Consider the following 15575-nt stretch of genomic DNA (forward strand, 5'->3'; position numbering starts at 1 on the left):
CGTGAGGTTCCGCAATCCCTCCCTGGATGTCAAGAGCTCTTCTGTGCCAAGCAATCATTTCCCTGCTATCGGCAACTAATGCAAATTCTTACAAATTTGCAATCACCCCTCATCCAGAATAGGACCAACTGCGCCAACCGCAATGCAAGGGAAAATAGAGTCCCAAACGGATCGGCTGTGCGGAGATCGTGTGCAGCAACATCCCATAACGAGACAACTGCTCTTGATAACGCAGTTGTTCATTATCAAAAAAGGCTTCCCGATCCTGACCAGAATGCCAACTGCTTTTGAAATCAATGATCCACCGCACCCCGGAACGATCAATAAAGGTCCGATCCAAAACCACATGCTGCACACCATCATGGATAACCCCGCTCAAGGCATATTCGCTGCGCGCCTCCTGATGCAATCGATCATCCAATATCCAACACCCTCTTTCATCCTGCAGCGTGTTCAATAGCGCCTCTCGAACCATGGTCACCGCCCGCTCCATCTGTTCATCGGGCAGACCAAGACGGGACAAATGGCTGATAATGGCCACTCTTTTGCTGTTGATACGCTCGGTGGTCCATAGATTGATGCCTTCTCGGACAATCAAATGCAAAAAACGATGCACCACAATACCCACCAAGCGCACCATCTCTCCCGCCCAGGCAAACTCTACCGCCTCCTCATGGATGCTCCACGGCACCGCTTGCACCTGCACAGCAGGAGGAAGGGGGGGGTTGTGCCAATCGCTGGGCAACACCCGCATCGCCTTGCTGAGTGGCGCTGCACTACTGGCAGCAACAGCCGATGCCCCACTCTCCTTGCCAAAAGCGCTCTCCACAGTTGGCCACAACATGCCCAGAAAAGAGCGAGAGGAGGGTTTTTTGCCAGGCTCTACAGCCTGTCCCAGCAAATGCAGCTCTTTTTTGGCCCGCGTCACCGCCACATACAGCAAGCGTTTGGCCTCGTGATTGCTTTTTTTTCTTTCCAAATAGCGTATATAGGCTTGAATGGGATCCTCTTGCTCCTGATCGACCCGCTTCAACGGTCCCAACAACAATCCCCTCTCCAACAACTGCCAGGAGAGCAGAGTCCGATCTTCCACACGCGGCATGCGTGCCAACCCCGGTATAATGACCGTATCAAACTCCAAACCCTTGGCCTTATGAATGGTCATGATTGCTACACTGCTATCGGCCTGCTCATCCACACCCGCATACAATCTCTCGACCTGACGCAGAAAGCCACTCCAATCGGCCAGATCACCTCCCCGTTCCTGCGCAGCAAGCAGGGCAAAATAGCGTCTGGCATCCTGCAGTGCCGCCGCAGAGGGCAATGTGGCCGGTCCACCCAACTCTTGCCAACAAGATTCCACAGAAAAACGCAACGTGGCAATTCCAGGAAAGGCTTGGCAGCGACGGCGCTCAGCCACAGCCTGTAACAGAATATTGGCTACCCGCAGCAAACGCATCCGTCCCTCACTGCTGAGAGGCAGATCATCGGCAGCCATCGTGATCCGCTGCCACACTGTTGCTAGCCTCTGCCCCTCCCCTGCAGGCTGCCACTCCAGAAAACGGGTCAAATCAGCCAGTGACAACCCACACCAGGGAGCCCGCAACAGCGCCAACCAGGCAATATGATCCGAGGGAAACAGCAATGCCCTGGTCAACGACAGCAGATCCTGAATCACCATGGAATGCAGCAAAGGGGCCAGATCAATCCCCTGATAAGAGATTGCCGCCTGCTGCAAAGAGGGCAAAACAGCCTGCAGATGGCTGCGCGTGCGCACCAGGATGGCTGTGCTCTGCCCCTTTTCCCGTGCCCGCTTGAGCAACTCTACCACCTGCTCCGCCTCTTGCGCACTATTCTGGCTCGGATGCAACTGCACTGCCGGACCCGGCAAAGGAGCACGAAAAGCTACCGAAGCATGAAAAGAAACCGCCCCTTCTGCCACATCGTCTGCATCGGGAAACAGTGTGCAAAAACTTTGATTGACCCACTCTACCAAGGAGGACTGCGCCCGAAAGTTGACCGTCAAACGCAACGGGTGCAACGCCACCTGGGCAATACCCTGCTGCTGTGCCCGCAAAAACAGCCCGACCTCCGCCTCCCGGAATCGATAGATCGACTGCATCGGATCGCCCACCACAAAAAGGGTACGCCCATCTCCGTTTTGCCATCCGGCAAGCAGACGTTCGATAAAACGATATTGCCCCAAAGAGGTATCCTGAAATTCATCGACCAGCAGATGACGGATTTGATAATCCAATTTCATCGCCAAAGGGGTGGGCTGTTCGGAATCGCCCAACGCCTCTTCGGCACGCAGCGCCACTTCGGCAAAATCGACCTGACCTGTCAACTGAAAACGTATCCGCAACTGCGCCACCGCCATCGGCAACAGCAACAACAGGGAGGATAATATCTCCCATTGTCCCTCGCTGTAAGCGGCGGGCGGCAGCATCCGCAATCCGCGCAAAGATTCCAGCAAAGAGGTGTCTTCTGCCAAAGCGGCCAGACAGGCCAAAGCCTCCTGCTTTTTCTCGCCAAAACGTGCGCGCTCGGCAGCGCTCTTGCCCTGACTGGCAGGGGGAAAACCCACCCGCAGATCAACCTGTTTGCGCCACTCTCCCTCTTTGCTCAACAACCAATCGCTCAGCGCCAGCCAATAATCGAGATCCTCCAGACGGCACAGCGGCGGTTCTCCATCCGGCAGACATCTGGACAGAGGGCACTCCACCTGTTTTTGCCGCATATTTTCACCCGCATAGAGAGTCAGTTGCCACAACTGCTCTTTTTGCTGCCGGGAAAGCTGGCGATCCACCGCTTGGATCCCTTCGACAACCACCTGCGCCAACACCTGCTGCAAGCTGTCGCGTGCCTCTGCCATCCTTGCGCCACCCAACCAGTGCAACCATTGATCACGGCGCGCCAGCAGACGCGCCAACAAGGTTTCCACCCGCTCCAACTGGTTGTCCATATGATCCAGCAAACGCGCAATCGGCTCCGACCAGCGCCCCGACTCCCGCCCTGCCAACAAGGTTGCCCGTGCCGCCTGGCGATAATCCTGTTCACTTTCGTCGCCGATCTGAAATCTTCCCCCCATGCGCGACAAAATCGGCAACTGTCTGGTCAACATCGCCGCCAGTGCATCCATGGTCAAAATACGCAAGCGGCCAGGCTGCTCCAACAACCGCCAGTTGCACTCGGCATCCCGTTGCAGCACCTGGCGCGCCAAAGCATGGCTCTGTTGCCGATAGGGATCGACCTGTTCTGGAAGCTCCTCGGTTGCAGAGTGCAGGGCCTCCACAATCCGGCTCTGCATTTCAGCCGCTGCCTTGCGGGTAAAAGTAATTGCAATCAGCTCTTCCGGCTGCTCCACCCCTGCCAGCAGACATAAAAAGCGTTGGGTCAACAAACCAGTTTTACCGGATCCCGCCGGTGCCTGCACAATATAGGAGTGCCGAGGATCGATGGCCAAACGACGCGCTTCCGCGTCTGCCAATGTGACACCTTCAGAATGCAGATTCATGCCTCCTCCTCCTCATGGCTGCCTGCGCCACCCTGCTCCAAACGTCGGCACAACGGTGTCAGATCACAATATTGACAAACTCCTGGCAAGGGATCCACCGCCGCCTCGCCTCGATAATAGCGTTCTGCCAAGGAGCTTAACACCCGTTGCCATTCGGCCAACAGGGCCGCCCAACTATCCATTTCCTGATATTTTTTCTGAAAATGCAGCACATTGGGCAACAAGCCATCGGCAACCGCCAAACCACTGAATTGACACGCCCCTGCACGCACCTGACAAAAAGCCACCGCCGCTATCTCTTCGCTGCCATTCTCGTTTTGGGCCAGCACATAGAGTGGCAACTGGGGATCCTGCGGACGCTCCCCCAACCAATCCTCCACACGACTTACACCGGTTTTATAATCCAAAATCACCAACGAACCATTCTGCAGACGGTCCAAACGATCCAAACGGAGCCGCACCAATAACGGCCCTAAACGCAGTGTGCGCTCCACCTCCTGGCCCACCACAGCAAACGGCTCTTGTCGCTCCTGCTCCAAAACCACACATGCGGCCAGCAGACGACATAAACGACTGCTCTCCAAGGCACGAAAAAAGGGATGCAACGGCTCCGGCCACTGCTCTGCAGCCTGTTGCAACACCTGCTCAACCGCCTGCGCGATGTAGATTTCCGTTGCCGCATGCAGGCTCTGCAGCCTCTGCTGCGGATTCGGCAACACTGACCACAACTGATGCAAAGCGGCATGCACCACCTCGCCCCGTTGCCGGGCATCCAAACCCAGCCCCGGCTCGCTGCGCCCCCGCGCCCCCAAACGGTAGCGCGCATAGGCTTGAAAGGGACAGTGCGCTTGCGCTTTCAATACTCCAGAACTGACTTCAAGCGCGCTCTCAGCCAAAGGCAGCGGCTCCTCCTCCTGGAGCCATTGCCAACGGGCAGATTGAAAAATCAACTGCGCATAATCCGTTTCCCCACTGGCCACCGCAGTTGCAGCCTCTCTCTGTTGCTGGGGCAGGCGTTGCCAAAAGGGCGAGGGAGCCATCAGTTGCTCTTCCTCCTGCTCGGCATAACTGCATAGCACCTGTTCAGCCGACTGCAACAACTGCTGAAAACGCCGTTCGGCCACCTCCCATTCCCGCCGCACATCGGAAAATGGCAGGCCATGGCGGCGTTGCCAGGCAATCGGCAACAAGGGATTGGCCTCCATCGGCGGAGGCCAACCATCTACAGTCAAACCCGTTATCCATAAATGGGTAAACTCCCCACCCAATGCCTCCAGAATTCCTAAAATCTGTACCGGCGCCTGTTCTGACTCCGGTTGAAAGGGGGTATCATTGGCCATGCGCGCCAACTGTTCCAAAGCATCATTCAGGCTCAACAAACCGGCTGTCTTATCCAAGGTGGCAAAGAGCACCAACAGCTCCTGCCAGGCCAATCGGTTTTGATATTCCGCACTGCTCAACGCCTGTTCACCCGGCCAACCCAGTTGTCGCAACCAACTGGCAAAACGCTCCATCCATTGCGAAGGTTTGCGCAGCTCGGTCCGGCCTGCTGTGTCGGCACCCTCCCTTTGCACACGCTGCAAAAAATCACCTAAAACCGCAGCCAATTGCGGGCAGGCAGGACTCTCCCGCTCGCCATGCTGCGCCTCACGGCGCAAGCGACTGACCCGCACCTGCAAAAACCGCTGGCGCCGCAAACGCTCATCCAACAGGCTGCGTTCTGCCCATTCCCTCTCTCCCCCACGCCAAAAGGGAGAGTGCAATAGTCCAGTCACCTGCTCTATGGTCAAGAAACCTCGCCCCAAGGAAAGCAATAAAAGGGCATCGCGAATCATCGGGGTACTGCTCAACGATGCGCCCAAAGAGAGGTTGAACAGCTTGCTGCGCGCATCCAATTGCGATGGCTTGATGCCCGGATAAAAGATCCGGGAAAAAATCTCCACCACCTGCGATAACGATCGCTCCAACTGCGGCACCACCACCGCAATGCGGCTTGTCGGCTGCTCTATCACCCTCTCTCTTGCCCAACGCGCCGCCGTCAACAGCTCCTCTTCTGGAGTGGCACAACTCACAGCTTGCACCTCTGCGCTCTTGTGCAGAGAGGGCCAGTCGGCAACGCTGACCCCTTCTTGCTGCAACGCCAAAAAAAATTGCTGCAACAAGGGGGGCAACGGCTGTCCATAGGCCGTGAAACCGGCTAAAAAAATTCTTTTTGGCAGAATGAGTTGCGATAATTTACTCTGCAGAAAACGTGGCAGGCTTGCCTGATCCAACCATCCCTGTTTATTACAAATACTTGCAAATTTTTCTGACCAAGCGTAAAAAGCCTCTGCATCCTCGTGATCGTAGAGGTCAGTTGCGTGCAGTGTCACCTGCCACTCCTGTAGCCGTTGCCACGCCTGGCGCGCCAACTCCGCCGCCTCCGCCTGCCGCAACAAAAGGCTGCCCTGTGCAGAGGTCGTAATGATCTGCTCCCACAGCAGTCGTTCTTGCCACGGTGTCAGCAATGTCGGCAGTTTGCTGCGCACGGGCGAGGGAGAGCTCTCCTGGCTATCCAGAAACTGCTCCCAGCACTGCTCCAACCAGGCAGATAAAGGCATGACCTGCGGCGTTGGCCAGAGCAGAGCACCCCGATCTCGTTGCGCATGATCCTGTTGTTCACGCACCAGGCGCGCCAAACGACGGTTGACGGTCAGAACCAGATCCTCAGGCTCCAGGATGTACACGGCATCACGCATCATTGCCACCCCTCCGGCATGGTAGTGTGTGGATGGAATCACTTCCAACAAAGGATTATCCGGTTTATGTTGAAGGATCAGGTTGCCCTTGTCACCGGCTCCAGTAGTGGTATCGGGCGCGTCATCGCCCTCGAACTGGCCAAACGTGGTGCCAAACTGGTGTTGATCAGCAATGAATCCATTCGTCTGCTCGAAGCCCTCGAAGAGATCCGTCAATACTCTCCCGATTCAGAAGCCTATGAAGCCGATGTCACCTCCTTTCCCTGCGTCAACGAAGCGGTCAGCCTGACTCTGGAAAAGTTTTCCCGCATCGACATCCTGGTCAACAACGCCGGCATTACCCGCGACAGCCTGGTCATGCGCATGGGCAACGATGATTGGCAAAAAGTCTTGAGCATCAACCTGGAAAGTGTGTTTCGCCTGACCCAATTGGTTTTGCGTACCATGGTCAAGGCCCGCTACGGTCGCATCATCAATATCTCTTCCGTGGTGGGACATACCGGCAACCCCGGCCAAGCCAATTATGTCGCCAGCAAAGCCGCTCTGGAAGGCTTTGCAAAAACTGTAGCCATGGAAGTGGCCTCCCGGAATATTACCGTCAACTGCGTTGCCCCAGGATTTATTCGCTCGGCAATGACCGATAAGTTGAATTCCAAAGCAAGGGAGGCTATCCTGGCACGCATCCCGTTGGGCATCCCCGGAGAACCGGAAGATGTCGCATACGCCGTAGCCTTTCTGGCCTCGGCAGAAGCCCGGTATATTACCGGCACTACCCTGCACGTCAACGGCGGAATGTTTATGGGGTAGTTCGGAAAATCTCCCTGGAACATTGGGTTTTCAACGGAGGTTTGATCTTTTGGCATTGTTTTATCAAGGAAAAAATCATGAGCGATATCGCAGCACGGGTCAAAAAAATTGTCATGGAACAGTTGGGCGTCGGTGAAGATCAGGTTACCGAACAAGCACACTTCGTCAATGATCTGGGTGCCGACTCCCTGGATACAGTGGAATTGGTCATGGCACTGGAAGAAGAGTTCGGCTGCGAAATCCCCGATGAAGCCGCTGAAAAGATCGAAACAGTCCAACAGGCTATCGAATTTATCGAAAAAAGTGCCGGTTGAGATACCGGTTGCGATTGCCTACCCTGCTGCACAGTTATTGAAAAAGGAGCTGCCGTGAATCGTCGCGTGGTGATCACCGGTCTGGGTCTGGTAACCCCGATGGGGTTGGGGACCGAGACTACCTGGTCCGGACTGGTGGCCGGACGCTCCGGAATCGGAGCTATCAGTCGATTCGATACAACCGGCTATGATTCCCGTATCGCGGGTGAATGTCGGGAGTTTCAAGCCGAAACCTGGATCCCCAAGAAAGAGATCAAAAAAATGGATCTCTTTATGCAATATGGTATCGCAGCCGCACAAATGGCTTGGGAGAGTTCCGGTTATACCTGTAACGAAGAGAATGCCTCTCGTGTCGGCGTGATGATCGGTTCGGGCATTGGCGGTTTGATGGCCATCCAAAATCAGGCCATGCAGTTGCAAAGTCGCGGTCCCAGTCGCATCTCTCCCTTTTTCATCCCCATGTCCTTGATCAATCTGATCTCTGGACATGTCGCCATCCGCTTCGGCCTGAAAGGGCCCAACCATGCCGTCGTCACTGCCTGTGCCACCGGCACCCACGCCATCGGTGATGCGGCACGCCTCATCCGGCATGGCGAAGCCGATGCCATGTTGGCCGGAGGCGCCGAAGCAACTATCTGTGAACTGGCCGTCGGAGGCTTCGCCGCTGCCAAAGCCCTGAGCGTGCGCAACGATGCCCCAGAAAAAGCCTCCCGCCCCTGGGACCGCGAACGCGATGGCTTTGTCATCGCCGAAGGAGCCGGCATCATCTTCCTCGAAGAGATGGAATCCGCAAAAAAACGCGGTGCCACCATCTATGCCGAGGTGATCGGTTATGGCATGTCCGGTGATGCCCATCATATTACCGCTCCCGATCCTAATGGTGATGGCGCAATTCGCTGCATGCGCGCCGCTCTCAAGGATGCCAATCTCGACTCCGAGTTGATCGATTATATCAATGCCCATGGCACCTCCACGCCCCAGGGCGATGCTGTGGAAACAGAGGCAATCAAAACCCTTTTCGGCATCGAAAAAGCAAAAAAATTGATGGTCTCTTCCACAAAATCGATGACTGGACATCTCCTGGGCGCAGCAGGAGGTGTGGAGGCGATTTTTACCGCTCTGAGCCTGTATCACCAAATAATTCCACCTACCATCAATCTGGATTATCCCGATCCTCTCTGTGATTTGGATTATGTGCCGAATACTGCACGTGACTGCCACATGGAATTTGCACTCTCCAACTCATTCGGATTTGGTGGTACCAACGCTTCACTTTTATTGAAACGTGCACCTTGACTCCTTGCCAGACCACTCAAGAACCGCCTCTCGATCCGCAATCTGCTGCGGATCACGAACTCGCAGCTTCGCAAAACCAGGAGGGGGAGCCCCCTCCTGGGCAAGCACCCTCCCAGAGAGTGCGCAAAAGAGCAATCTGGGTGCTGGCTGGCCTGTTGTTGCCGGCTTTGGGCGGTAGTATCGTTGCTGATTATTTACATTTTTTGCAACAGGGAAGCACGCAAACCATCACCCTGGAGATCGAACGCGGCGCCTCCTTGGCACAAATTGCCAAAAAGCTGGAGCAGAATCATGTCATCTCCTCAGCCTTGCGCTTCACCCTCCTTGCCCGTTGGCAACGCCTGCACATCTCCAGCAATGGAGTGCAACTTGCTCCTGGCATTCAGGCCGGAGAGTATGAATTTCCTGCTGGAGAGTTGCCGCAACAGGTTTTGCTCCGCCTCAGCACTGGCAATCAAGTGGTACATCGCCTGAGCATCCCAGAGGGGTTGACCGTACAGGATATTTTGCAGCGCCTACAGTCACAAGGCTGGCACAATCCTGAAAAGGTTGCCAATGACCCAGAGTGGCTGAAAAAAATGGCCCTTGCGACCCCCTCACTGGAAGGTTGGCTCTTTCCCAGCACCTATCACTATCATCGTCATGATTCCACTGCGGAAATTTTATCCCGCATGGTGAAACAAACCCAACAGGTCCTGGATGAACTGTGGCAAACAGCCCAGCAGGAGGGAGCACAACGCTCCACACGTGCCGTAGATCTCTCTCCCGTGGAAACTCTCATTCTCGCCTCCATCATCGAAAAAGAGACCGGACAGGCCAGCGAACGAGCAAGAGTCTCGGCGGTGTTTCATAACCGCCTGCGCAAAAAAATGCGCCTGCAAAGCGACCCGACAGTCATCTATGGTCTGCAGAAAGGGCTGGCTGGCCACAGCTTCGACGGCAACCTGACCCGGCAACATCTGCGCGAAGCAACCCCCTATAACACCTATACCCAATATGGTCTGCCACCTACACCTATCTGTAATCCTGGCAAGGCTTCCATCCGCGCTGCCCTCTTTCCCGAAGAGAGTGATGATCTCTATTTTGTGGCCCGTGGCGAAGGCTTTCACGTCTTTGCCAAAACCTTGCCCGAACATGAGGCCAATGTAGATCGCTATCAACGCCATCTGCCTCCCCCCAAAAAGAGGTGATCATGTCCACTTTCTCCCACACGGGACGTTTTCTCAGCTTTGAAGGAGGGGATGGCGCCGGAAAATCTCTGCAACAAAGGATGCTGGCCCAGCGCCTGCGGGAGTTGGATATTCCTGTGCTCAGCACTCGTGAGCCGGGCGGATCCCCTTTGGCAGAAGAGATTCGTCACCTGCTGCTCGCTGCCGACAGTATGCGCAGCCCGGAAACAGAGCTGTTGCTGCTGCTTGCCGCACGCAGTGATCATCTGCAGCAGCGTATCCTGCCCACCTTGCAACAGGGTGTCTGGGTCTTGTGTGATCGTTTTCTGGAGAGCACCTTGGCCTATCAAGGTTATGGCAAAGGAATGGATTTGTCCTGGTTGTATCAATGCCACCAACAGTTTTGCGCTGCTCTTTTACCCGACCGCACGCTGTTGTTGGATGTGGATCCCACCCTGGGACTGCAACGATCGCGCAACTCGCGCCCGCCAGATGAGCCTCTCGACTATTTTGAACAGCAACAGTTGGCTTTTCACCAACGAGTGCGCGACGGTTTTCTGCACATGGCAAGCCAACAACCGCAACGCATCCGCCGCATTGATGCCAGTCAAACCATTGATGCCGTAGCTGAACGCATTTGGGAGGAGATCCGTGTCCTTCTGCCCCACTCTTGAACAGATCGTCGGCCATGCGACCGTACTCGGCAACCTGAAACGGGCAATGGCATTGCACCATCCCGGCCATGCCCATCTGTTTTTTGGTCCTCCCGGTATCGGCAAAGCCACCGTGGCCAAAGCCTTTGTGCAAGCCCTGTTTTGCCCCCATCAAGCTGCCCATAACGGCTCTGGATGCGGACAGTGCCCCCCCTGCCGCAAGGTGGCTACCGATTCCCATGGGGATTTGGTCGAACTGACCGTCGCTGAAGGCAAAACCCGTATCAGTGTCGATCAGATCCGCCAACTGTCCGGCTTTTTTGCTCTGACTCCCATGGAGGCACCCTGGAAAGTGGCCATCGTGAATGATGCCGCCGCCATGAACGAAGCCGCCGCCAATGCCTTGCTGAAAACCCTGGAAGAGCCGCCCGCCCGCTCCCTGGTGCTCCTGCTCACCAGTCAGGCAGGCACTCTGTTGCCGACTATTCGTTCCCGCTGTTTGAAAACCCGTTTTTCGCGTTTGTCTGAAGAGGAGATTATCCACATCCTGCGCCAGCATCCTGATGCCAAAACATTGGCTGCTCTGCCCACTGCTGACCTTCAGGAGGCTATTCGCATCGGGGGCCAGCAAGTGGGGCGCATCCTCACCTTCAGCCAAGGAGAGTGGCCAAAACTGCGTCAGCAATTTCAGCAGGAGATGGAACGCCTGCCCGCAACCTCACTGGCAGAGATTATCCGCTGGGCAGAACATTGGGCCGCAGCAGAAAAATTTCCTCTGTTTCCCGTTTTGTTGCGTGCCTGGCTGCAAACACAACTGCATAATGATGCCCATCGACAACAGGAAATTCCAGGCGACTTCTTGGAAAAAAAGGTGCAATTTGCCAATACCACCGACTCTTTATTACGGCGGGCTGCCGCTATCAATCTGAACCGCCGTCTGCTTTTGGAAACCATTTATATTCGTTTGGCACGCCTGCATGGTGCTGCCTTCTGACAGGACTTCTTGGCCATGAATGAGCCGTTATCCAATGCCCTACCCCAAATCACCGCCGAAATTCCGCCTGATCCGCTGCACGAATCGCCAAGCACTTCCTCCCAGCCACGCAAGCACTCTGGACAAGGCAGATCTGCACGAGGAGAGGGACAGCCGAACAAAGAAGGAGGCCCGCAACGTAAAACAGCTAAACTGGTGGGCGTGCGTGTGGACTCCTCGGGCATGGTGTACCGTTTTCTCTCTACCTTAAGAGAGATCAAAAGCGGTGACCTGGTCTATTTGCACGGCAAAGAAGAGGAGATCCTGGCGCAAGTTCTTTTTGTCGTGGAGGCACAACCGGGGGACAATCTCCAGGAGCGCCTCTATACCGGCAGCTTTGATAAAATTGGTCGCATTCTCAGCGCCAGCGAAAAACAGTTTGTTGCCGAAAAAAGCTCTCTGGAACAAAAAGCCAAGCAGCTCTGTCGAAAATATATGCAGGATCTGCAGTTGGAAATGCGCCTTTCCCATATCCACTACCAACCGGGTGGCAACCGGATTATCGTCTATTTTACGGCAGAAAATCGGGTGGATTTTCGTGAATTGGTGCGTCTCTTGGGAACGCAACTCAAAGTGCGGGTGGAAATGCGCCACATTGGTGTCCGCGATGAAACCAAGCTGTTGGGAGGAATGGGTCTGTGCGGGCAACCATTTTGCTGTGCCTCTTATCTGAAACGGTTTCATCCGGTTTCCGTGCGCATGGCAAAAAACCAGGAACTCTCCTTAAATCCAGAAGGAATTTCCGGCACCTGTGGTCGCTTGCTCTGCTGCCTGGAGTATGAAAACAGCACCTATCAAGCGTTGCGAGAGGGGATGCCGCGCTTAAAACAGATGGTACAAACCAACGATGGCCGAGAGGGAGTGGTACAAGCCATTCATCCTCTGACTGAAACGGTGGATCTGCAGCTTGCCGATGGCAACCGGCTTTGTGTAGCGCGTTGTGATCTTTGCCTCAAGCAACAACCCCCTCCAGCCACTGAGGAAGAGGAGAGCCTCAACCTCGAAGAGGAGGAGATTTTTCGCGAGGAGTTGCCAGCCGCCACTCCTCCCCAGCAAGGAGCAGAGCGCCGCCCGGCCGAGACCAGGCGTCAGCAACCGCGTCCCCACTTGGCAAAACGGGAGAATCAACGCGAGCGCCCCAACAGTCGCAATCAGGCTGCTGCAATGACGCCAGACCAAACCGTGGCGGCGGTCGCCGAAACAAACCCATCTGGAAGCAGCACCCAAACAGCAGCAGAGTCCAACCCTGAGCCGACAGCAGTGGGTACGCCGCCACAAACCCGCAAACGTCGGCGCCGCCGCCGTGGCCCCCCACCTGCGGAAACAAAGGAGACAGCATGAGCAGCCATTCACATCACACTCAGCACAGTGCAAGCAGTTCCTTGCACACCGATAGCCTTTTTGCCGACAGCCATGCCCATCTCGATTTTCCCGATTTTGCTGCCGATCAAGAGGCTGTGCTGCAGCGCGCCCATGCTGCCGGAGTCAATTGGATCACTACCATCTCCACCCGTCTCACCACCGTTGCCAATCTGCTGGCGATATGTGACCGCTATAACAACGTGGCAGCCAGTGTCGGCATTCATCCCCATTATGCCGCAGAAGAGCCGGAAAGCTCTGTGGAGGCGATTGTCGCTGCCGGCAACCATCCACACATTATCGCGGTGGGCGAAACCGGCCTGGATTATCACTATCTCTACAGCCCTGCCGAGCAACAGGAGCAGGTGTTTCGCAATCATATCCAGGCCGCCAAAATTCTCGATCTGCCTCTGATTATCCATACCCGCGAGGCAGAGGCAGATACCCGCCGGATCGTGGAAAGTGAGGGCCTGCCAGCAAAGGGGGGTGTTTTGCACTGCTTTACCGGCTCCCTGGAGATGGCCGAATGGGCGATACAACAAGGGCTGCATATCTCCTTTTCCGGCGTGCTCACCTTCAAAAGCGGGGATGCTCTGCGGCAAATTGCCCAGCAACTGCCTTTGGATCGTCTGCTGATTGAAACCGATGCCCCCTATTTGGCTCCCATGCCCCATCGAGGCAAACGCAATGAACCGGCCATGGTGGTACGTATTGCCGAAACCCTGGCCCATCTGCATGGACTCCCTTTGCAACAGGTGGCCAGCATCACCACCCAAAATTATCTGCGCCTGTTTCGTCCTGATGAACTGGCAAAAATTCTCAGCCCAGCACCCGCAGTCATGGCGCCACAACCACCAACGCTCGCCTATGCAATCGGCTCCGGTCTTTATCTGAATATCAGTAAAGGGTGCACCTTGCGCTGCCACTTTTGCCCCAAATGGGTTGCCCCGGTCGTGCACCAGTATGATCTTACTCTGCCACGCAACCCCACTGCAGAGGAGATCCTGCAAGCCATGGGTGACTATTCCGCCTACCAGGAAATTGTCTTTTGCGGCTATGGAGAGCCCACCTTGCGCCTGCCGGTCCTGCTGCAGGTGGCACAGGCCATCAAACAACAGTGCGCGATTCCCATCCGCATCAATACCGATGGGCTGGCCAATCGGGTCTATCGCAGCGACATCACCCCCCGTTTACGCGGTCTGATTGATGCGGTTTCCGTCTCTCTCAATGCACAAAATGAAGAGATATACAATCGCCATAGCCGACCAACCGTTCCCGGTGCCTATCAAGCAGTCAAAGATTTTTTACTCGCCGCCAAAGCCCATATTCCCTCGGTCACCGCAACCGCCATCGAAGGATTGGAGGGGGTGGATATAAAGGCGTGTGCAGAGATCGCCCACCAATTGGGAGTCCATTTTCGCAAACGCATTCTCAACCAGGTCGGCTGAGCGGCCCTGCAGAGTGCGCCAAAGATGACACAGCCTCGCCTCTGGGATGTGCTGGTTTTGGGAGCCGGGGCTGCCGGTCTGTTCTGTGCTGGAGAGGCGGGACGGCGCGGTCGCTCGGTGTTGCTGCTGGATCATGTCAACCAGCCGGGAAGAAAAATTGCCCTCTCCGGTGGAGGACATGGCAACATCACCCACCGGCATCTGGGCAAAGAGCACTATCTTTGCCAACAACCACACTTTTGTCTCCCCGCCTTGCGCCGCTTTGACAACCAGGCCATCCTCGCCCGACTAAAAAAAGCGGCTATCCCGGTCGAAGAGCGCCCATCGGGACAATATTTTTGCAGCGGTTCCGCCCGACAGATCGTCGAATGGCTGCTCCAGGAGTGCCGCAACAGCCAGGTGCACTTTGCTCTGGGCCATGCCATCCAGCGGGTTGAACGGCGCGAGCAGGCTTTTCTGATTCACAGCCAAGCGGGACAATTCAGCGGCAAAAAATTGGTGGTGGCTACGGGTGGACTCTCCTTTCCCAAATTGGGAGCATCGGATCTGGGACTACGCCTGGCCAAACAGTGGCAACTGCCAATCATCCCCACACGTCCCGGACTGGTGCCTTTGCAACTGCCGCCAGGCGGCTTGCGCAGCCACGCCTCCCTGGCTGGCCTGTCGCTTCCTGCGCGCATCGATTGCCAAAACAGACACTTTTCTGGACCGCTGCTCTTCACCCATCGCGGCATCAGCGGTCCTGTGGTGTTGCAAATCTCCTCTTACTGGCAACCAGAAACCCCCTTGCATATCAATCTTTTGCCCGATCACAATCTCTGCACCCTGTTGCGTCAGGCGCGCTCCCTGCATCCCAAACAAACTGTCAGCAATGTGCTGGCGCAGTGGCTGCCTAAACGCTTGGCGCAAACTCTCACCCAGCATCTGCAGATCTCCACCCGTTTGGCGGAGACTGCCGATGCCACCTTGCTCCGCCTGGCAGACACAGTACACAAATGGATCATTACCCCCACAGGCGATGAGGGGTATCGGGTGGCTGAAGTCACCACCGGCGGCGTCGCCACCAGCTCTCTTCATGCACAAACCATGGAGTGCCGCACCATTCCGGGACTCTATTTTATTGGCGAAGTGCTGGATGTAACCGGCCATTTGGGAGGTTATAACCTGCAATGGGCTTGGTCTTCTGCTTTCCTGGCGGCACAAAATATCTAAAACCGTTGTAACTATTCAGCATCCAAATC

11 protein-coding genes are annotated in these 15575 nt (G+C 55.7%); 9 read left to right on the forward strand and 2 right to left on the reverse strand.

The window, feature by feature from the left end:
* Nucleotides 1-109 precede the first annotated feature (109 nt).
* Together EJP87_RS00260 and EJP87_RS00265 are read right to left on the reverse strand one after the other, a co-directional pair.
* Nucleotides 110-3517 (reverse strand): UvrD-helicase domain-containing protein, encoded by a 3408-nt coding sequence (locus EJP87_RS00260; protein WP_130469860.1) that lies wholly within the window; start codon nt 3515-3517, stop codon nt 110-112.
* Nucleotides 3514-6297, reverse strand: a complete 2784-nt coding sequence (locus tag EJP87_RS00265; RefSeq protein WP_227657383.1) for a PD-(D/E)XK nuclease family protein — start codon at nt 6295-6297, stop codon at nt 3514-3516. The genes EJP87_RS00260 and EJP87_RS00265 overlap by 4 nt, the downstream gene beginning before the upstream one ends.
* A 24-nt stretch (nt 6298-6321) precedes the next feature.
* On the opposite strand from EJP87_RS00265, the gene fabG reads away from it, so the two are divergent.
* From fabG to EJP87_RS00310, 9 genes are all read left to right on the forward strand, one after another.
* Nucleotides 6322-7062, forward strand: a complete 741-nt coding sequence (gene fabG, locus EJP87_RS00270) for a 3-oxoacyl-[acyl-carrier-protein] reductase (protein ID WP_130469862.1) — start codon at nt 6322-6324, stop codon at nt 7060-7062.
* Between the two features lie 77 nt (nt 7063-7139).
* Nucleotides 7140-7376: an acyl carrier protein gene (locus EJP87_RS00275; protein ID WP_130469863.1), complete on the forward strand. Its 237-nt coding sequence runs from the start codon at nt 7140-7142 to the stop codon at nt 7374-7376.
* Between the two features lie 54 nt (nt 7377-7430).
* Entirely contained in the window at nt 7431-8672 is a 1242-nt protein-coding gene (gene fabF, locus EJP87_RS00280) for a beta-ketoacyl-ACP synthase II (RefSeq protein ID WP_130469864.1), read from the forward strand.
* Nucleotides 8673-8812: 140 nt separating this feature from the next.
* Nucleotides 8813-9862 (forward strand): endolytic transglycosylase MltG, encoded by a 1050-nt coding sequence (gene mltG, locus EJP87_RS00285; protein WP_193771014.1) that lies wholly within the window; start codon nt 8813-8815, stop codon nt 9860-9862.
* Between the two features lie 2 nt (nt 9863-9864).
* Nucleotides 9865-10515: a dTMP kinase gene (tmk, locus tag EJP87_RS00290; protein WP_130469866.1), complete on the forward strand. Its 651-nt coding sequence runs from the start codon at nt 9865-9867 to the stop codon at nt 10513-10515.
* Entirely contained in the window at nt 10493-11488 is a 996-nt protein-coding gene (gene holB / locus EJP87_RS00295) for a DNA polymerase III subunit delta' (protein WP_130469867.1), read from the forward strand. Before tmk ends, holB begins: the two co-directional genes overlap by 23 nt.
* Before the next feature lie 15 nt (nt 11489-11503).
* Nucleotides 11504-12868 carry a PSP1 domain-containing protein gene (locus EJP87_RS00300; RefSeq protein ID WP_130469868.1) on the forward strand — a complete coding sequence of 455 codons (1365 nt, stop codon included), beginning with the start codon at nt 11504-11506 and terminating at the stop codon, nt 12866-12868.
* The gene (locus EJP87_RS00305; RefSeq protein WP_130469869.1) at nt 12865-14334 is read left to right on the forward strand and encodes a TatD family hydrolase; all 1470 of its coding nucleotides are present in this window, start codon (nt 12865-12867) and stop codon (nt 14332-14334) included. The genes EJP87_RS00300 and EJP87_RS00305 overlap by 4 nt, the downstream gene beginning before the upstream one ends.
* A gap of 24 nt (nt 14335-14358) precedes the next feature.
* Nucleotides 14359-15546 (forward strand): BaiN/RdsA family NAD(P)/FAD-dependent oxidoreductase, encoded by a 1188-nt coding sequence (locus EJP87_RS00310; protein ID WP_130469870.1) that lies wholly within the window; start codon nt 14359-14361, stop codon nt 15544-15546.
* Nucleotides 15547-15575: the final 29 nt, after the last annotated feature.

Source organism: Candidatus Magnetaquicoccus inordinatus (assembly GCF_004217665.1).
GTDB classification, from domain to species: domain Bacteria; phylum Pseudomonadota; class Magnetococcia; order Magnetococcales; family Magnetaquicoccaceae; genus Magnetaquicoccus; species Magnetaquicoccus inordinatus.